This is a genomic window from Howardella ureilytica, from assembly GCF_054657495.1.
On record NZ_BAAHYP010000012.1, the window covers coordinates 48,758 to 67,198 of the forward strand.

At 39.0% G+C, this 18,441-nt stretch carries 20 protein-coding genes and 1 riboswitch; all 20 genes read right to left on the reverse strand.

Annotated elements, in window-relative coordinates; translation table 11 throughout:
* Positions 1 to 67: 67 nt before the first annotated feature.
* Complete coding sequence (gene dapB / locus ACYQ1N_RS06605; RefSeq protein ID WP_459834153.1) at positions 68 to 832, reverse strand: 4-hydroxy-tetrahydrodipicolinate reductase; 765 nt, start codon at positions 830 to 832, stop codon at positions 68 to 70.
* Entirely contained in the window at positions 829 to 1,722 is an 894-nt protein-coding gene (gene dapA / locus ACYQ1N_RS06610; protein WP_459834155.1) for a 4-hydroxy-tetrahydrodipicolinate synthase, read from the reverse strand. Before dapA ends, dapB begins: the two co-directional genes overlap by 4 nt.
* Positions 1,723 to 1,883: 161 nt before the next feature.
* Positions 1,884 to 2,056: riboswitch (Lysine riboswitch) on the reverse strand.
* Between the two features lie 39 nt (positions 2,057 to 2,095).
* Positions 2,096 to 2,605: a Gx transporter family protein gene (locus ACYQ1N_RS06615; protein WP_459834157.1), complete on the reverse strand. Its 510-nt coding sequence runs from the start codon at positions 2,603 to 2,605 to the stop codon at positions 2,096 to 2,098.
* Position 2,606: 1 nt separating this feature from the next.
* A complete protein-coding gene (locus ACYQ1N_RS06620) occupies positions 2,607 to 3,008 on the reverse strand; it encodes a NusG domain II-containing protein (protein WP_459834159.1) in 402 nt (133 codons plus the stop codon).
* A gap of 117 nt (positions 3,009 to 3,125) precedes the next feature.
* Positions 3,126 to 3,965, reverse strand: a complete 840-nt coding sequence (locus ACYQ1N_RS06625) for an RnfABCDGE type electron transport complex subunit B (RefSeq protein ID WP_459834161.1) — start codon at positions 3,963 to 3,965, stop codon at positions 3,126 to 3,128.
* A 20-nt stretch (positions 3,966 to 3,985) separates the two neighbouring features.
* The gene (gene rsxA / locus ACYQ1N_RS06630; RefSeq protein WP_459834163.1) at positions 3,986 to 4,558 is read right to left on the reverse strand and encodes an electron transport complex subunit RsxA; all 573 of its coding nucleotides are present in this window, start codon (positions 4,556 to 4,558) and stop codon (positions 3,986 to 3,988) included.
* A complete protein-coding gene (rsxE, locus tag ACYQ1N_RS06635; RefSeq protein WP_459834165.1) occupies positions 4,555 to 5,352 on the reverse strand; it encodes an electron transport complex subunit RsxE in 798 nt (265 codons plus the stop codon). Before rsxE ends, rsxA begins: the two co-directional genes overlap by 4 nt.
* Complete coding sequence (locus ACYQ1N_RS06640) at positions 5,345 to 6,031, reverse strand: RnfABCDGE type electron transport complex subunit G (RefSeq protein ID WP_459834167.1); 687 nt, start codon at positions 6,029 to 6,031, stop codon at positions 5,345 to 5,347. Before ACYQ1N_RS06640 ends, rsxE begins: the two co-directional genes overlap by 8 nt.
* Entirely contained in the window at positions 6,028 to 6,990 is a 963-nt protein-coding gene (locus ACYQ1N_RS06645) for an RnfABCDGE type electron transport complex subunit D (RefSeq protein WP_459834169.1), read from the reverse strand. Before ACYQ1N_RS06645 ends, ACYQ1N_RS06640 begins: the two co-directional genes overlap by 4 nt.
* Positions 6,987 to 8,324, reverse strand: a complete 1,338-nt coding sequence (gene rsxC / locus ACYQ1N_RS06650) for an electron transport complex subunit RsxC (protein WP_459834171.1) — start codon at positions 8,322 to 8,324, stop codon at positions 6,987 to 6,989. Before rsxC ends, ACYQ1N_RS06645 begins: the two co-directional genes overlap by 4 nt.
* Before the next feature lie 430 nt (positions 8,325 to 8,754).
* Positions 8,755 to 9,828: a 30S ribosomal protein S1 gene (gene rpsA, locus ACYQ1N_RS06655; protein ID WP_459834173.1), complete on the reverse strand. Its 1,074-nt coding sequence runs from the start codon at positions 9,826 to 9,828 to the stop codon at positions 8,755 to 8,757.
* Entirely contained in the window at positions 9,809 to 10,660 is an 852-nt protein-coding gene (ispH, locus tag ACYQ1N_RS06660; RefSeq protein ID WP_459834175.1) for a 4-hydroxy-3-methylbut-2-enyl diphosphate reductase, read from the reverse strand. The genes rpsA and ispH overlap by 20 nt, the downstream gene beginning before the upstream one ends.
* On the reverse strand, positions 10,638 to 11,330 hold the full coding sequence (gene cmk, locus ACYQ1N_RS06665) for a (d)CMP kinase (protein WP_459834177.1): 693 nt from the start codon (positions 11,328 to 11,330) through the stop codon (positions 10,638 to 10,640). Before cmk ends, ispH begins: the two co-directional genes overlap by 23 nt.
* Positions 11,331 to 11,614: 284 nt before the next feature.
* Entirely contained in the window at positions 11,615 to 12,847 is a 1,233-nt protein-coding gene (locus ACYQ1N_RS06670) for a BaiN/RdsA family NAD(P)/FAD-dependent oxidoreductase (protein ID WP_459834179.1), read from the reverse strand.
* Between the two features lie 9 nt (positions 12,848 to 12,856).
* Positions 12,857 to 13,498 (reverse strand): thiamine diphosphokinase, encoded by a 642-nt coding sequence (locus ACYQ1N_RS06675; protein ID WP_459834181.1) that lies wholly within the window; start codon positions 13,496 to 13,498, stop codon positions 12,857 to 12,859.
* Between the two features lie 224 nt (positions 13,499 to 13,722).
* On the reverse strand, positions 13,723 to 15,297 hold the full coding sequence (locus ACYQ1N_RS06680) for a chitobiase/beta-hexosaminidase C-terminal domain-containing protein (RefSeq protein WP_459834183.1): 1,575 nt from the start codon (positions 15,295 to 15,297) through the stop codon (positions 13,723 to 13,725).
* A gap of 467 nt (positions 15,298 to 15,764) precedes the next feature.
* Positions 15,765 to 16,574 carry an urease accessory protein UreD gene (locus tag ACYQ1N_RS06685; RefSeq protein WP_459834185.1) on the reverse strand — a complete coding sequence of 270 codons (810 nt, stop codon included), beginning with the start codon at positions 16,572 to 16,574 and terminating at the stop codon, positions 15,765 to 15,767.
* A 1-nt stretch (position 16,575) separates the two neighbouring features.
* Entirely contained in the window at positions 16,576 to 17,187 is a 612-nt protein-coding gene (ureG, locus tag ACYQ1N_RS06690; protein WP_177956021.1) for an urease accessory protein UreG, read from the reverse strand.
* Positions 17,188 to 17,229: 42 nt separating this feature from the next.
* Positions 17,230 to 17,922, reverse strand: coding sequence for an urease accessory protein UreF (locus ACYQ1N_RS06695; protein WP_459834187.1), 693 nt, complete (start codon positions 17,920 to 17,922; stop codon positions 17,230 to 17,232).
* Positions 17,923 to 17,935: 13 nt separating this feature from the next.
* On the reverse strand, positions 17,936 to 18,441 hold a 506-nt coding region (locus ACYQ1N_RS06700; protein ID WP_459834189.1), incomplete at its 5' end, for an urease accessory protein UreE.

Below are 18,441 nucleotides of genomic sequence, written 5' to 3' on the forward strand. Positions count from 1 at the left end.
AATCATACTCCCGTTATATAAAGAAGGGGTTTTATTATTATGAATAAATATCAGATTTTGTTCGCCGTTATATTCTGTCTGCTATTACATCCTGCATATCATAAAGTCCCGCTGCTTTACCTGCAAGAAACGCCGCTGCTTCTACCGCACCCTTTGCAAATACAGCCTTGGAATACGCCGTATGCTTAAATGTAATCACCTCATCTTCTCCGGCGAATATCACTTCATGTTCTCCGACGATATTACCGCCGCGAACGGCACTTAAGCCGATTTCTTTTCTGTCTCTCGGCTTTCTTTCGTTACTTCTGTCATACACGAAATAATAATCGTCTCCGGCACTTTCTCTGAGAACCTCTCCGAGGGCCATTGCCGTTCCGCTTGGAGCATCTACCTTTTTGTTGTGATGTTTCTCGACAATCTCCATATCAAATCCTGCCGGTTCAAGTGTATTCACCGCACTTTTTAAAAGTTTGAAAAGCATGTTAATACCAAGCGACATATTAGCCGATTTGAGTACGGCCACACTCTCGGATACCTTCTTTACCCTTTCAAGCTGATTTTCACTTAAACCCGTTGTGCAAAGTACAACCGGAATCTTTCTCGCTTCACAATAGTCAAGAAGACCGTCAATGGCTGCCGCCGAAGAAAAATCCACTATTACGTCAGCTTCAACATTACATTCATTAATATCCGAGAATACAGGAAATCCGTTCCTTGCTTCTCCTCTTGTGTCTATTCCGGCCACTATCTCACAGCCTTCTTTTTCATTAACTATATTAACAACGGTCTGTCCCATATGACCGTTACATCCATGTAAAATAATCTTTGTCATTGTAAAATACCGTAATCCTGCATTGCCTTTCTAAGTCTTTCCACATTTGCCGATTCCATCTCCGTAAGCGGCATACGAAGCGGACCTACCTGAAATCCCATTAATTCAAGAGCTTTCTTTACCGGAATAGGATTTACCTCACAGAATAATGCATCAATGAGCGGAAGAGCCTTGAATTGAAGCTCTCTTGCCTTTTCTGTGTTTCCGGCTAAAAACTCTGCACAAATATCATGTGTCTGACGAGGAGCCACATTTGAGAGAACGGAAATAACACCCTTTGCCCCTATGGACATTAAAGGAACTATAAGTCCGTCCTCTCCGGAATACATATCAAGGCAGCCTTCAGCAAGCTGCATGGTCTTTGTCTCAAGACTCAGATTTCCCGTAGCCGCCTTTATTGCGACAATGTTATCCACATCCCTGGCAAGAGATACCGCTGTTTCCGGAGCAATCGTACAACCGGTTCTGCTCGGAACATTATACATAATAATCGGAGTATCATCCACCGAAGCGGCAATTTCCTTATAATGCTCATACATACCTTTCTGAGTACACTTATTATAATAAGGCGTTACTATTAAAAGAGCATCTGCTCCCATTCTCCTTGCATCTCTTGATAATTCAACAGCTGTTTCCGTACTGTTGGATCCTGTTCCCGCAATAACCGGAACTCTCTTATTAACATAATTAATTGCATATTCGATTACTTCCATATGCTCTTTTTCACTTAAAGTCGCGGATTCACCTGTTGTGCCGCACGCTACGATTGCATCGGTTCCATTTTCAATCTGGTAATCTATGAGTTTTCCGTATGCTTCGTAATCTACTTCCTTTGTTCCTTCTTTCATCGGTGTAACTATTGCAACACCCGCACCTGTAAAAACAGCCATAATTCCTCCTAAAAAAATAAATTTATTAAGAAAATAGTCATATTCATTCCCGATTTAATTATCATACGGGTGCAAGATATAAGTCATCTTACATAAATAAAACCTTCTACAAAAATAAATGCAGAAGGTCACTGGGTGTTATCGAACTATATAAAGCTTTTCGCTTAAGTAGCTCCCCATCAAACGATGACAGTCAGACAGTTATTAACTGTCTGCCCAGCTTCGAATACATTATGCTGTAATCTCACTTCGGCAATCTTCCCTTTCACAAGACATCATACGCGCATAAACGTCCGTCCTGCTACTCTTTAAGATTGCGACCTCTACTTTCTAATTGTGCCAACTATAACACCCAAATATATATAAGTCAAGACTAAGCTGTTTTATTTACATGTTTAACGAATAATCTTGCAACGACTCCGCACACTGCACCTGTTATCACTCCCAATACTATAAATATCGGAGTCATAAAAATAAGCGTGGGAGTGCTTAACAAAAGCATGGCAACCGCTACCTGAGTTATATTGTGACACACTCCTCCCACGGCGCTCACCGCAATAATGTTAAGCTTATCTGTTTTTTTCAAAAGGGACATAACCGCCGTACTTACCATGCCTCCCGAAAAACCCAACACAAATGTATTAAAATTGCCGAATAATAAACCTGAAAGAACTATTCTTATTATGTTTATTATGAAAGCATCTCTGGGACCGTAAAGATAAAGAGCCGCTATAATTGCTATATTGGCAAAACCCAGTCTCATACCCGGAAACGGATACGGTATGGGCAGCAGACTTTCGATATAGCCGAACACCATCGCCATGGCAGCCAACATTCCGCATAAAGCAAGTTCTCTTGTCCCTCTTTTTCCTGTATTACTCATATTAATTTACCATGGAATCCACGCCGTCACTTCCGCCCACTATTTCTACCACAACTCTGTGTGGAATACATGTTATTGTCTGACCGGGTTTTGATATGGCCGCGGAATTTACACAAATCTGATTATCGCAATCGGCTTCCGTTACATCTACCGTACCGTTGTGTATTTCTACTATGTTATATCCTCCGTTATAGCCCTCGACTTTTATTGTCTGATTCTGATTAATACTTACGGTTTTGACAGTCCTTCCGTCAACTTTTATCAAAACAGACGAGGCGGGTCCTCTGTTCATCAGCCAAAAAACAACCGCAAGTATACCTGCGGCCGCAATAATTGCAATGATTACAATTAAACCCGTTCTGTTTTTTTTCTTAGTCGCATTGACATTATTTTCCAAAGGCATATTTTTTCCTCTACATTAAAATATATACAAAAAGATTGTTGTATCTGATAAATAATATTATCAATACAACAATCTTTTATCAAGTTAAATAATTAGCTGTGTCTAACTATATTTACTTTAAGCCTGTTCTGCCGCCGGTTTTTCTGCCTTTGGCTTGCGAGGCTCAAACTGAATAACCTTAGTAGGACATTTAGCCGCACATTTTCCGCAGTTAATGCATCTGTCATAATCTATATGAGCAATGTTATCCGTAACCACGATTGCTGTTTCCGGAAGAGGACATTGCTTCTCACATATTTTACATCCGATACATCCCGTTGAACATACTTCCTTTACGTCCTTACCGAATTCCTTTGAAGCACAGGCAACTTTTGTACGTGCCTTAGCAGGAATAATTTCGATTAATGCATTAGGACATGCCTTAACACACAGTCCGCATGAAGTACATTTCTCAGGATCGACTACCGCAATTCCGTTAACAATATGTATTGCATCATATTCACATACCGCCACGCAGTCACCGAAACCGTCACATCCGTATGAGCATGCTTTCGCACCGCCTCCCGGAGCAACGGATGCCGCTGCGCAGGTTTTGATTCCCGTATACTCATAATTGGACTTAGCTTTTTCACAATCGCCCATACATTTTACAAAAGCGGTTGTCTTTTCCATCTCTCCGGCTTCCGCACCCATAATACCTGCTATTATCTCAGCAGTTGATGCACCGCCTACGGGACATGCCGTTACGGGAGCTTCGCCTTTTGCGATTGCCGCAGCCGCTCCGTCACAACCCGGATATCCGCACGCACCGCAGTTACTTCCCGGAAGAACTTCCCTGACTTCAGCTTCCCTTTCATCTACCGGAACTTCAAATTTTTTACTGGAATAAGTAAGAAATATGCCCAATGCAATTCCGATAGCGCCGACAACCACAGCCGCTATAATAAAGCCTGTCATTTACGCTCACCCCCTACTTTTTATAAAACACCTGAAAAACCAATAAATGCAATTGACATTAAACCTGCCGTTATTAATACGATAGGCATTCCGCGAAAACTTACAGGTATGTCATTTCCTTCGATTCTTTCACGAATTGAAGCCATAAGCAGAAGAGCTATGGCAAATCCCAATGATGTACCGAATCCGCTGGCTACCGATTCTATAAAATTGTAATCCTTCTGTACGTTGGTAAGAACGGCACCGAGAACGGCACAGTTTGTAGTTATAAGCGGAAGGTACACTCCGAGTGACTCATACAATTTAGGATTGCTCTTCTTAATATACATTTCAAGGAACTGTACCAAAGAAGCAATAACAAGAATGAATACTATGGTATTCAAATATGTAAGGTCCAGAGGTACCAATACAAATTGATATAATAAACTGCATATTGCCGATGATATGGTTATAACTGCAATAACAGCGCCTCCCATACCCGTCGAAGTCTTAATTCTCTTCGATACGCCGAGGAAAGGGCAAAGACCGAGGAACTGACTGAGAACAACATTGTTAACAAATGCCGCACTTACAATAATCAAAATAAGATTCATTCTTTAGTTTCCCCCTCTCCCGTCTTTTCTTTAACAACAACATCAATAGGACGGCTCTTTATCTCCACCTTATTTTTGTTGTTCATTTCGGCAATGGTTCTGCCTGCACATGAATCTATTGAACAGGATGCACATCCGCCGTCCTGTGTATAGTCCGGAACTTCAGCCTGAGGAAGTCCCTTCTTTCTCTTTGCCCTGTTCATAACCGCTGTCATAAACGCAAGTACAAAGAAGGCTCCCGGAGCAAGTACAAAAATACTTGCAGGTTCATACCATGTTCCTTCGGGAAGTTTAAATAACTGAGTTGCACCTGTTGAAAAAACAGTTCCGCTTCCCAAAAATTCTCTTATCGCTCCGAGAATGGTAAGTGTCATCGTAAATCCGAGACCTACGCCGATACCGTCAAATAATGAAAGTATCGGACCGTTTTTTGCAGCATATGATTCCGCTCTTCCCAAGATAATACAGTTAACAACTATAAGCGGTATAAATATACCCAGAGATTCATATAAATCAGGAACGAATCCCTGCATAAAGAACTGAATTATGGTAACGAGTGAAGCTACAATAACTATATATCCCGGAATACGAACACTGTTCGGTATAAAATTTCTGAGAAGAGATATTATTAAGTTTGAAAGAGCCAAAACTATAAGCGTTGATGCTCCCATTCCCAAACCGTTTATTGCCGATGTCGTAACGGCAAGTGTGGAACATATACCAAGCATTCCGACAAGTATCGGATTCTCCTTGATAATACCGTTACCTAATCTTTCTAATATTTTCTTACCCAATCGGAACACCTCCTACCGTCTTTAAGCCCGGCGTTGAATACACCGTCTTAGCCGTTACAACGGCTGCATTAATTCCGTTGTTAATTGATTTGGAAGTTATCGTCGAACCGCTTAAGCTGTCAATTTTTTCAGTTTTATCTTTTACATCTTTTTTAAGATTACCCGTTCCGTCCTTCACTATTGTGAAGTTGTCCGATGCAACTCCCACATACTGTTCAAGATGTTCCGGTTTTGTCTTAGCCTGCATGCCGAGACCCGGTGTCTCGGCTATGGAAAGGAGTTCAACCTTGTTAACTCTGCCTTCCGCATCTACTCCTACGGAATAGCTGATATCTCCGTTATAACCGTCATGAGACGTTACATTAACAACCGTACCCACAACCTTGTCGCCTTTTAATCCTACCAACACCTTGTTGACTGAAATATCTGAATGTACTCCCGGAGCATTGGCAAGAACAGGCTTCATTGTCGATTCAATATTGGAGTCATTGTAATCCGTATTGTCAATTTCTTCATATTTGTCCGCCTCAGGAACGACTAATTTATATGCCTGTTCCTGCTTTTTCTGCGCGGCTTCCGCAACGGGCCCCTTCGTAACATTATATACAACACCGAGAGCCGCCCCGGCCACTACCGTAAGGAGCAGCAGACGAAGTGCGTCTTTTACCTGTTTGCTCATTTCCTATCAGCCTCCTTTTTCTCAGGTTTGATCCAACCGAACGGCTTAGGAACTGATGCCATATCGAGAAACGGTGTAAGCAGGTTGGCTATAATGATTGAATATGCCACACCTTCCGAGTTCGGTCCCAACATTCTGAATAAGAATGTAAGCACACCGAGGATCAATCCGAAATAAATCTTACCTTTGTTAGATACCGGACTTGTTACATAGTCCGTAGCCATGAAGAAAGCTCCCAGAATGATACCGCCGCTGCACACTTCCATAAGTGTGTACATAATATCAAACTGATGTCCCGGCGCCAGGAAGAATGTCATGGCTGCAAACATTCCTATGTAAGAAAGAGGAATATGCACCTTGATTACTCTTTTTATAAGTAAGTATACGGCTCCGGCAAGCAATAACATTGCTGATGTCTCTCCGATAACACCGTTATTTGTACCTATGAACATTGAAAGAAGATCGGTTGCTCCTACCGCCTCTCCTCCCGGTTTTAAAATCTGAAGAGGAGTAGCTCCTGAAACACCGTCAATAACAAAATCCGTCATAGGTTTTGTATAAGCAATCAGCAGGAAACAACGAGCCGCCAATGCCGGGTTCATAAAGTTTTGACCCAAACCGCCGAACAGCTGCTTAACAATAATAATTGCAAATGCGCATCCTACCACTTCCATCCATATAGGAAAAGTTGACGGGATGTTCATTGCAAGAAGAAGACCGGTTACGGCGGCAGACATATCTCCCACCATTACTTTCTTCTTCATTGCCTTTTGATAAATCGCCTCAAAAGCTACACATGCAAAAATGCCAACCAATAATCTGATAAGAGCCGGTACACCGAAGTTGTATACACCAAATGCCGATGCCGGAATAAGCGCTATAAATACATCAAGCATTATCTTTTGAGTTGTATTTTTGCTTCTGACGTGCGGACTTTCCGATACATGTAATAAACTCACTTCTTTACCTCCGCCCTTTTCTTTTTCTTTTCAGCCTTAATAATTGAATTCATCGTCTTAAATGACTGCTTAAGAGGAATCTTAGCAGGACAAACATATGAACAGCATCCGCATGCTATACAGTAATCACCGTACATCTTTAAAAAGCCTTCCTTATCGCCGTTATTTGCCAATTTATACATTTTATTAGGCATAAGGTATATAGGACATGCGAATCCGCATTTTCCGCAATTAATACACGGCGTCGGAGGTTCATTTGCGGAAACCTCATCTTTTTTAAGTGCAAGGAGGGATGAAGCCGTTTTTGTAACGGATGATGTCAAATCATACATTGCGAATCCCATCATGGTACCGCCGTTAATATATTTTTCCGGATCCTGAATTGTTCCCCCCGCAGCTTTAAGAACTTCATTATAAGGTGTTCCGATGCGCACTCTGAAATTTCCCGGATTAGCGATATCGTCACCGCTTACGGTAAATATTCTTTCTATACATGGTTTTCCCTCAATAACCGCATCATATACCGCAGCCAGGGTTGATACGTTTACTACCACTACGCCGAACTTGTTGGATCGCTCCTTTGGACTTATCTTTTTTCCCGTTGTGGCATATACCAACATTCTGTCCGATCCCTGAGGGTACTTCGTTTTAAGCTTGGCAACTTCGATCTTCGTCTCATTGGAACACTTATCACGGAAAATACTGATTGCATCCGGTTTATTATCCTCTATTCCGATTATCGCTCTTGCATTAGGAAGCACCTTAAGAGCAATTTTAATTCCCCCGATTACTTTTTCGGGGGAATCTGTCATATTCTTATAATCAGATGTAAGATACGGCTCACATTCAGCCCCATTTACCACAAGATACTCTATTTTTTCATAGTTACTTGGGTTAAACTTGGAATCCGTCGGGAATCCTGCTCCACCCATACCGACTACTCCGGCTGCTCTTATTCTTTCAAGAATCTGATCTCTTGATAACTCTTCAAGAGATGCCGGTTTATATTCAACTTCTCTGTATTCATTATCATTTGTAATTACTATACTCATTCCGACTCCGCCGGTAGGCAGAGGTCGTTTTTGTATGGCTTTAACCTTTCCCGATACAGAAGAATGAATGTTAGCGGATATCGCTCCGTTTGCCTCAGCAATAAGTTGACCGGCAAGTACTTCATCACCCGGTTTAACTACCGGAGTCGCAGGAGCGCCTGCATGCTGTGAAAGAGGAAATACAAGTTCAGGACCCGGTTCCAGATTTACGACCGGCTTTGTACTTGACATTTCCTTTCCTTCAAAGGGGTGACATCCGCCTTTGAACGTTGACCTGTACATACACATACCTCCCGAAAAACATAAATATAAAATAAAAATAAATATGTATTGAAATAAAAACAATTATGTTTTTGAATTGTACATTATTAAAGGAAAAAAGTCCATATCCATAATTTCTGTTTTTTAGTGAAAAGCAGATTATTTTTAATATTATTAAGTGTCCTGACTGCTCTTCATGGAATATAAACCTATATAATCCTTTTTTTACTTAAGTATATTAAGTTTTGTAATAATTAAAGATACAATTAAACTGTCAACTTTCTAATAAAGTAAAATTGTATACTGTATACTATTTTATAAAATAATTAAATAAAATTGTAATACAATTTTATTTTTTTGTTTACATAAAGAAAAGGAATCCGGATTTTATTTTCCGGATTCCTTTTAAATATAATACATCTATTGAAAAATGATATTAAATTTATTTTAATTATTCTTCTGCTGTATCATCCTTATCTGAAAGAGCCTTGATACTTAAGCTGATTTTCTTTTCGCTTGGGTTAAAATCAACAACCTTAGCTTCTACTTCCTGTCCAACCTTAAGTATGTCTGATGGCTTCTCTACATGATCCTTTGAAATCTGAGATACATGAAGAAGAGCATCAATACCGTCTTCTAACTGAATGAATGCGCCAAAGTCTGTCATTCTTGCAACAACGCCCTTAACCACGTTACCGCGGGCATACTTGCTTGTGGCGTCATTCCATGGGTTTGCGTCCGGATACTTAACGCTGAGCGCAATCTTGTCTCCGTCAATGCTCTTAACAAAGCATTTAACAGTATCGCCTACTTTGTAAATCTTAGTAGGATTTTCTGTTCTTCCCCAAGACATCTCAGAAATGTGAAGAAGTCCGTCAACGCCGCCAAGATCAATGAAAGCACCGAAAGGTGTAACATTCTTAACTGTTCCTTCGATTACTTCTCCCTCTTTAATATTATCGAGAATCTCCTGTTTCTTCTCCTTCTTGCTTGCAAGAATAAGGGACTTACAATCACCTACAATTCTTCTCTTGCGTGGGTTGTATTCAATGATTGTAAACGAAACTTCCTTGTCCTTAAATGTTGAAAGATCTTTAACATATACATCCGAAACAAGGCTTGCAGGGATGAATACTCTTGTTTCATCCACCATAACACCGAGACCACCGTTCATGATCTGAGTTACTTTAGCTGTAAGAACAGTCTGGTTCTCAAATGCTTCTTCAAGCTTTTTGCTGCCTGCATCCGCAATCATCTTCTTGTATGAAAGAACTACCTGTCCGTCACCGTCATTAATTTTGATAACCTTTGTCTTCATTTCATCGCCGACATTGGCAACTGTTCTAAGATCAAGATTGTTATCCGATGAATACTCATTTCTCGTAACTATGCCGTCTGATTTATATCCTATGTTGAGGATAATCTCATCTTCCTTGACATCGATTACCGTACCGTCAACGATTTCTCCTGTATGTATTGTTTTAAAATTCTCGTTTAGCAATTCCTCAAAACTTTGCTCTGACACTGGTGTAAACCTCCTGAATTATGTTGTTTGGGGTTGAGGCCCCTGCTGTAATACCTATGCGTTTTGCTGATTTCAGTCTTTCTAAATCAAGATCATTTACATCTTGAATCAAGAAAGTTTCTTGGCACTCTCTTTTAGAAATATCATACAGTTTTCTCGTATTGGAACTGTTACTTCCTCCGATCACAATCATAGCATCAACTTTCCCGGCGATCCGGAAGGCTTCCTTTTGCCGTACTTCCGTAGCATTACAAATTGTATTACTAATATCAACATTATAGCCCTTTTGCTTTATTATTTCAACTAAATGTGTGAATTTCTCGCTTTGAAATGTGGTTTGTGACACAATATGCAAATCCTTATTGTCACTTTCAAAACCATAAGCTTTTTCCTCATCATCGACAACTATAGCTTTAGATGAGCACCATCCTATAATTCCCTGTACTTCGGGATGACTTTCGTTGCCTATAATTACTATTTGCTTTCCTTCTTTGCTCTTTTCTTCAACAATTCTATGTATTTTCAATACAAAAGGACATGTGGAATCTGCTATTTTAACATTTTTGGATTCAAGCTCTTTGTAAATATTCTCTGCAACGCCGTGGCATCTGATAATTACGGTTCCCCGTTCCTTACCGTCCAAATCCGACGGTTTGTCTATTATTTCTACCCCTTTATCGGCAAATTCCTTAACAACAGACTCATTATGAATAATAGGTCCATATGTGTATATTTTGCCTTCGCCCTTTTCAAGTTCTTCTCTCACCATGTCAACGGCCCGTTCCACGCCAAAGCAAAAGCCCGCCGACTCAGCTTTTATGATTTCTTTCATATTCCTCTTTCTTTTTTTCAAACAATTCTTTTATTTTGTCTGACGCCTCATCCACACTCATGTCGGATGTGTCGATTAATATTGCGTCAGATGCCTGCTTAAGCGGAGCCAATTCTCTGTTTTCGTCCTCATAGTCCCTGTGTTCTATGTCTGACAAAATGGTATTGTAATCACACTCCACTCCCTTTGCCGTAAGTTCATCATATCTTCTTTTGGCACGAACCGAAGACGATGCGGTCATATATACTTTAAAAAATGCTCCGGGAAGCACCTTTGTACCTATATCTCTTCCGTCCATAACCACAGACTGCTTATTGGCAATTTCCTGCTGCAGTTTAACAAGTTTTAATCTTACAAACGGAAATTGTGAAACTTTTGAAGCTTCTCTTCCGACTTCTTCCGAGTTGAGATCTTCCGTCACATTTTCTCCGTTAAGTATAAGCTGCTGTATTCCGTTTTCGTATGAAATATTAATATCAATCTCATTTATTCTTGATTTGAGCGGCTCCTTCTCTCTTGTCGGAACTCCGTTTTTCATGCACCAATACGCAACAGCTCTGTACATCGCTCCCGTGTTAATGTAGATTAAGCCTGTTTTTTCTGCAACATTTCTCGCAATTGTGCTTTTTCCGGCAGCTGCCGGTCCGTCTATGGCAATTGAATAAATCATCATAACCTCTTTCTTTTATATGAAGAAAATACAACATGTTTTCTAATATAATTATATATATTAATTAAAATATCCATACTCAAATTTATTGTTTTATATATTATAAGTCAACTACCCCCACCTAACGCCTTCGGCGTTTGAGGTGTGAGCTTGTAAGTCGGAACTACATAGGTACTAACGAATATCAAAAGTAACTTTTGCCTCATTTGCGGTATATCTATACCTCATGCCGACACTCTCGCATACAATATGCACGGTTACTGACTTTTGACACCGTAACCGTATTATCTGCAGTCAATTCCCGCGGCATATGCGCTTGACCAAGCAATCTGCAGATTAAATCCTCCCGTAATTGCATCGACGTCTATAACTTCGCCTATAAAATATAACCCGTTAACACGTTTAGATTCAAATGTTTTCGGTTTTAAATCTTTAACAGAAACTCCTCCTTTCGTAATGATCGCTTCATTTACCGGACGCGTACCGGTTACGGTCAGCTCAAAATGTTTTAATTCATTTACAAGCTTTTCTCTCTGTACTCTTGTAAGATTTCCGGCTTTTGTATCCTTTTTTATTCCGGTCCTCTCTGCAAAAACATCCACAGCCTTTTCCGGCAGCAGTGTCTTAAGCATGTTCCTGTACGATCTGTGCGGATTATCGTCTATATCCCTGAGAAGTCTGTGATCCAGTTTCTCTCTGTCCAAAGAAGGCTTAAAGTCTATAACGAGTTTCATGTTTCCGCCTTTTAATTTTTTCCCTATATAACTGGATGCCGTAAGAATAACCGGTCCTGTTACTCCGAAATGGGAAAATAACATTTCTCCGAAATCTCTGAAAACAACCTTTTCGCTTCCCATATTATATATTGAAACTTCTACGTTCTTTAACGATAATCCCTGCATTTTCTTCGGATAATCTTCTTTTGTGTTCAGTCCGGTAAGCCCGCCGCATATTTCTTCTATTCTATGTCCCGTCTCCTTCGCCCATTTATATCCGTCTCCTGTTGAACCTGTTGACTGATATGACATTCCGCCTGTCGCAACTATACATTTGTCACAGGCAACAACTTCTCCGGACCTAAGCTCTACTCCTTTTATTTTATCATCTTCCACCAAAAGTTCCCTGACCTCGGTATTAAGTCTGACACTTATTCCCTTTAATCTTATTGCTTTTTCAAGAACTTTGATTACGTCTGACGATTTATCAGATACGGGAAAGACTCTTCCTCCTCTCTCAACTTTACCTTTCAAACCTAACTCTTCAAAAAAAATTATTGCATCTGTATTGGAAAATGCCCTAAATGACGAATACATAAATTTATTGTTGGTCACCACACTGTCTATAAGTTTATCAAACCCCGCAATATTGGCGTAATTACAACGTCCTTTTCCGGTTATGAATAGTTTTTTCCCCAACTTTTCATTTTTTTCCAATATTATTACTTCATTATTATTTTCTTTCGCAAACAGGGCCGCCGTCATACCTGCCGCTCCGCCGCCGATAATCACTGTTTTCATATTTTTTAATCAATCCTTTGATTCGCACACCACCGCTGTTCCCTTATGTACGGTAATAATACCTTCATATTCTTTTATTTCGTTCGATTGGCAAACGGTGGTGCCGAACGAAACATTTTCTTTGTACAACGGATATTTGAAACCTTTAAGTGTTATAACAATATCGGAAATCGGAATTATCGAAACATATTCTCCGTATTGTCCGTCTCTTTTTATTTTTGCGATATCTCCGCTTTCCAAAATGTATATTTTATTGTTCCTGTCGTAGATTGCGGCTCTTATTTTTCTATCGGCACATAGTTTTAAGTTCATAACGCTTGTCATAAAATGATCCGCCCTTGATCCTGTTGCTCCTATAATATCTATTTCATCCGGATTCATCCCGATTGCTCTGTGCAGTGCCAGTTCCGTATCCGTATAATCTTTTTCACTTGGGTATTTATATACCGCAGACTTATCCATACCGGAAAATATTTCCTTATCGAGAGAATCAAAATCACCTACAACAACATCTGCTCCGATATTTAATGACAATGTATGTTTATAACCGCTGTCCACAGCGATGACACTTTCGTATTTTCTTCCGAATAAAAAATCGGACGCCCATTCGTAATCGACATTACCGCCCGTTACAATCAAAATTTTATTCATTTCCATATCCTCAAAACATATTTCTTAAATATCTCGATACCATTTATTTCTTTACTGTTGTTCTTGAAACTATATCCATGCATAAGCCACTGTCTTGCTGATTAATCAACATGCCGTGCATAATAAATGGATTGTATATCTGTCATGATATTACAATCCATTTACCGTATATATGAATTTGTTACCCGCTCTTATTCTCTTTCACAAATATAATAATCCTGTATTTAATTATTTGAGGTGCTTTGATTGCCGGTAACATTCTGACCGTTTGTATTAACCGTTGAATTGTCGGATGCATTTTGTCCGTAAGCAACAATGTCATATTCTCTTCTTACAATATCACTTGATTTTCCGCTTTTATCATTAATTGCAACAACAGAGAGCTTTGTATGTCCCATAGGCAGACTTATTTCTTTTTCATATTTTGTTGAATCTTTTGTGGGATCGCTTCCGTCGGTTGTGTAATATACTGTTGAACCTTCCGGAACGGAAATGCTTACGCTTGTGCCCGATACGTACTTTCCGTCACCCAATGAAACGGAAGGAGCATCAGGAATCATATAATCTATGTTATATTCATAAGTTGCTATTTTACTTCGCACCCCTTCCGAATTATATGCAACGACGGAAATAACCGTATAACCTTCATTTACCGTAATAGGTCTCGTATATATTTTTGATTTATCCGACGGATCATTTCCGTCTAAAGTATAATAAATTGTCGTGCCGTCATCCGAAGTAAACTTTACGGATTGTGAATCATCATATGAGCCGCTGTCCACGCTTGCCTTCGGCGCCGTAACATCGTAAGGGGCGATATATTCGTCCATTCCGCTGTTTTCATACTTTCTTAAGACCGCATTAATATTGTCGATATCTTTTTTCTTAGTATAATTTTCAAGCAGTCCCGCTACTGCCTTCCCGTTCTTCTCATCAATATTCAAAACCTGATTGTATACGGCAATTGAGTCGTCGTATTTTTCAAGTCTAAAATAAGCATCTGCCATGTGAAGAAGCATGTCGGTATTTCTTTTGCCGTCATTGCTGTTGCTTGCCTTTAAATAATACTCCAGAGCTTTTTCATATTCTCCGTTTGCATATGCCTGTTCGCCCTTCTTATATGTACTGTTGTAAGAATTATTGTTAAGGTTAATAACTATAATCAGTACAACAACACCTGCCAATGCGGCTATTGCCGGAATAATAAATTTTATATTTTTATAAAACGGCTTTTTCACCGAAGTTTCAGGAGATTTTCCCGTCGACTTCCCCTGCTCGGTATTTTTTAAATTAGTATCGGCACTTTTGCCGGAATTTGAAGCAGCAACATTATTTGAGCTTTTTTCAGCTATGCCTGAGGTGTTTTGTTGATACCGCTTATCGGTATCGGCGCCCGTGTCTTCATTTGAAAGATATTCTTCTCTTGAAAGCAGTACCTCATCCTCGGTTAATTTTTTTAGGGACTGTTCTATTTGTTTGTTAATATCTTCTTCATATTCGGATGAATCTTCCGTATCTTCGCTTTGATTTCTTATTTCGGCCGTTGTCTTAAAATGTTTTGTATAATCAAAATCATTGGCCTCCACAGTTTTATTCATTATTTTTGTGCTGTTAATAATAACCGTTTTTTCGGCATTACCGGACCGAGATGAAGCGGTTTTTTCTGCGTTATGTTCCCCGTAGTCGGTTTTTTCAGTCTTTAATTCTTCGCTGTTTGAATTTTTTTCTACGTCGGCTGAATCACATATATCATCAGCGTCAACTCCTGTATCTTTATTGTGATTAACTTTCTTATCCATAATGTAATCTCCGTTTATATAAATATAATCCTACATATCCACAGTTAATAAATAATAAACAAATCAATAAAATGATATATGACTTACAACTGTTAAGTATCATTTTCGAATATGCATTATATTGGATATTTAATCATTAAATTTAAATATATTGTTTTTATCATATTATAATAATAGATATGTGTTCAAGTGAAAAGGTATGAAATATTGTTAAATTTTTCAGAGCAATAAATTTCCCGATTTGTTTTTGACCTGTTTTTAAATAAAAATAAGTCCGTTTTCTGATACGGATACAGTAAATTTTTCTAACGGGGATTTTAAAATGTTACGAAATGTTGCACATTACGGATTACAGATTTTATTCGCATAAAGCAAGATGTTTGTCGTTTTTAGAAAATAATAAAACTGAATAAAAAAGTCGTCCGCTTTTATACGGACGACTTTTTTATTCAGTTTTATTTATCAGATTATGCCTGTAAGTCTTTAATCTTTCTGAAGAATTTTTCAATCGGATCTGCATTATATCCCATTACTCGAACAACAACATCGCCGTTGCCTGTAGTAGTAACCGATCCTTCCATTTCCTCGGCATCCTTAAGAAGATTATTAACTTCTGAAATCCAGTCTTCAGATCTTTCAATGTTGAAATAAATCTGATTGCCAAAATGTGTATAGCCTTCATACATTCCGAGGCCTGAAATATCCATCATCTCAGGTTCGAATTGTACATTATCTCTATATATCATTTTTCCGCCCTGACGAACTTCTACAAGGTTGTTGAATTCACGATAGTCAAATCTTTCACCGTATGCAACACGACCGCAGCAAAGTATTTCTTCGTATATAAGCTTTGAAGTTTCATCTTCAAAATTAATGAGTACGTTGTTAAATACCGCAGAGTCCGCAAAAGGCATAATAGGCATCGGATGATAATCAAAATATGTATTCTTACCCATATTGATAAATACATCTCTCGTACCGTATCCGTCATGCATCTTGTGAACTTTTTCGTATGACTGAGTGAAATATTCCACATCACTGTTTTCTTTTATATCGAATGAAAACTTCTGAACGTCACCTTCCATAATTCCCGGAGATGCCATAAGAAGCAACAGTCTCATAACTTCCTTATTTGTTAACTTGTCCTTCTGGTATAAAGGAAGCATTATCTTAAAAGGTGGTGTGAAAAAGCTGTCACTTACAATTGTTTTTCCATCACGGAATTCACTTTCAATTTTTAATTCTGATACTTTTCCAAATTTATTTTCTGAAGCCACTTTATTTAATATCCTCTAATAAAACATCACGTTTAATCCAGTTAATTACATCCTGAACACCTTCACCTGTTCTTACATTTGTGAAGATGAAAGGCTTGTCGCCACGCATTCTCTTTGAATCTCTTTCCATGATTGAAAGGTCAGCGCCTACATATGGAGCAAGGTCAATCTTATTAATACATAATAAGTCAGACTTTGTAATACCAGGACCGCCTTTTCTTGGAATTTTATCGCCTTCGGCTACGTCGATAACAAAGATTGTAGCATCAACAAGCTCAGGTGAGAATGTAGCTGAAAGGTTATCACCGCCGCTCTCGATGAAAAGAAGCTGAATATCAGGGAATTTAGCAACAAGATCTTCAACCGCTTCAAGGTTCATCGATGCATCCTCACGAATAGCCGTATGAGGACAACCGCCTGTCTCAACACCCGCGATTCTGTCACGTGAAATTACTGAGTTCTTGGCAAGGAAAGACGCATCTTCCTTTGTATAAATATCGTTTGTGATAACACCGATACTGTATTCGCCTGCAAGTTCTCTTGTAAGCACTTCAATTAAAGCAGTTTTACCTGAACCTACAGGACCCGCTACACCAATTTTAGTTAATGACATAAAAATAACCTCTCAAATTTAAAATTGTTAATGTTGTGAATATTATGACATATAGAGTCTTGAATATAAGTATTCATGCTGCATACATCTTAAGTCAAATCCCGGACTTGCAAGACCGACTTTCCTGATATCCATTTCCTTAACTTTTTCGATTAATTCTTCAAATACCTCGATCATGCTGTAAAGAATCTGCTGACCGCTTGTCTGGCTCAAAGGAATTGTCTTAACACTTGTAACAACCAAACCGGATGTCTGTGTATATAAGAAACAATCTAAAGCATCATCCAAATCAATGTCGGCAGCGGCACATAAAACGCCGTATGCCGTAGCGTGATGAATAGGTCCGTTGCCCTTTGCTTCAACAAATTGATCAAATACAGGATCTAAATCTTCAACGCCCATACTCTGAACCGTTTTAACGAAACGGGAACCGAGTTTCTGGCTTGCCTCTCTGATTTCTCTCGGAGTTTTACTTGCTTCTATAACATCATCAAAATCAAGAAGTTTTTTGATATCTCCTTCTTTAGCATAATCATATGCAAATCTTACAAATGCCAATTCATTGTAAAGCATATTATACTTAAGTTTTTTTCTAATAAATTCTCCTGCTGTCTGTGTGTCATGAACAATACCGTTCTGGATATATGTTTCAAGACCGTATGAATGAGAATATGCACCGATAGGGAACATAGCATCATTAATCTGAAGCAGTAGGAACTTAGAGTTTAAGTCCATAGTTATCTCCTAATTAGTGTGAATGTGACGAAACCGATGTGGAAATTCTGTTATCGAAGTCAAACTTGTCTTCAACAACCATAGCTTCAACACCCGGAATTTTTCTGACTAAAATAAGCATCGGCTCATTATACGGCGTAAGGAAAGTTCTCTTATCCTTACCCCAGAATAAAGGAGCATGTCTGTTACCTATCTCGTAACATACCTTTGCAATCATATGCAGTTGATCTTCAGCTACGGTAATTTCAATTGCCTCACACTCTTCGATGTTAACAGCAATTACGGTATCACCGTCAACAGCCAATACATCATCCTGATTTAAGCCTCGTACAAGAACAGAATCATCAAGATTAACGCCGATATCGACTCCTCCGCGAGACTTCTTTCTGTGAAGTCTCTTGAAAGCTTCATCCCATGGAAAATCTACATAATCCACCTTTTTACCGGCAAATTCAGGATCCTGAATCTTACCGAGAATTTTTTCACAAATCATAAATAAATCATCATACGAAGTCCGGA

Excerpts from the sequence above, each read along its gene's own strand:
- dapB (WP_459834153.1), bottom strand. The coding sequence starts at position 832 with ATGACAAAGATTATTTTACATGGATGTAACGGTCATATGGGACAGACC.
- dapA (WP_459834155.1), bottom strand. The coding sequence starts at position 1,722 with ATGGCTGTTTTTACAGGTGCGGGTGTTGCAATAGTTACACCGATGAAA.
- ACYQ1N_RS06615 (WP_459834157.1), bottom strand. The coding sequence starts at position 2,605 with ATGAGTAATACAGGAAAAAGAGGGACAAGAGAACTTGCTTTATGCGGA.
- ACYQ1N_RS06620 (WP_459834159.1), bottom strand. The coding sequence starts at position 3,008 with ATGCCTTTGGAAAATAATGTCAATGCGACTAAGAAAAAAAACAGAACG.
- ACYQ1N_RS06625 (WP_459834161.1), bottom strand. The coding sequence starts at position 3,965 with ATGACAGGCTTTATTATAGCGGCTGTGGTTGTCGGCGCTATCGGAATT.
- rsxA (WP_459834163.1), bottom strand. The coding sequence starts at position 4,558 with ATGAATCTTATTTTGATTATTGTAAGTGCGGCATTTGTTAACAATGTT.
- ACYQ1N_RS06640 (WP_459834167.1), bottom strand. The coding sequence starts at position 6,031 with ATGAGCAAACAGGTAAAAGACGCACTTCGTCTGCTGCTCCTTACGGTA.
- rsxC (WP_459834171.1), bottom strand. The coding sequence starts at position 8,324 with ATGTACAGGTCAACGTTCAAAGGCGGATGTCACCCCTTTGAAGGAAAG.
- ispH (WP_459834175.1), bottom strand. The coding sequence starts at position 10,660 with ATGAAAGAAATCATAAAAGCTGAGTCGGCGGGCTTTTGCTTTGGCGTG.
- cmk (WP_459834177.1), bottom strand. The coding sequence starts at position 11,330 with ATGATTTATTCAATTGCCATAGACGGACCGGCAGCTGCCGGAAAAAGC.
- ACYQ1N_RS06670 (WP_459834179.1), bottom strand. The coding sequence starts at position 12,847 with ATGAAAACAGTGATTATCGGCGGCGGAGCGGCAGGTATGACGGCGGCC.
- ACYQ1N_RS06675 (WP_459834181.1), bottom strand. The coding sequence starts at position 13,498 with ATGAATAAAATTTTGATTGTAACGGGCGGTAATGTCGATTACGAATGG.
- ACYQ1N_RS06680 (WP_459834183.1), bottom strand. The coding sequence starts at position 15,297 with ATGGATAAGAAAGTTAATCACAATAAAGATACAGGAGTTGACGCTGAT.
- ureG (WP_177956021.1), bottom strand. The coding sequence starts at position 17,187 with ATGTCATTAACTAAAATTGGTGTAGCGGGTCCTGTAGGTTCAGGTAAA.
- ACYQ1N_RS06695 (WP_459834187.1), bottom strand. The coding sequence starts at position 17,922 with ATGGACTTAAACTCTAAGTTCCTACTGCTTCAGATTAATGATGCTATG.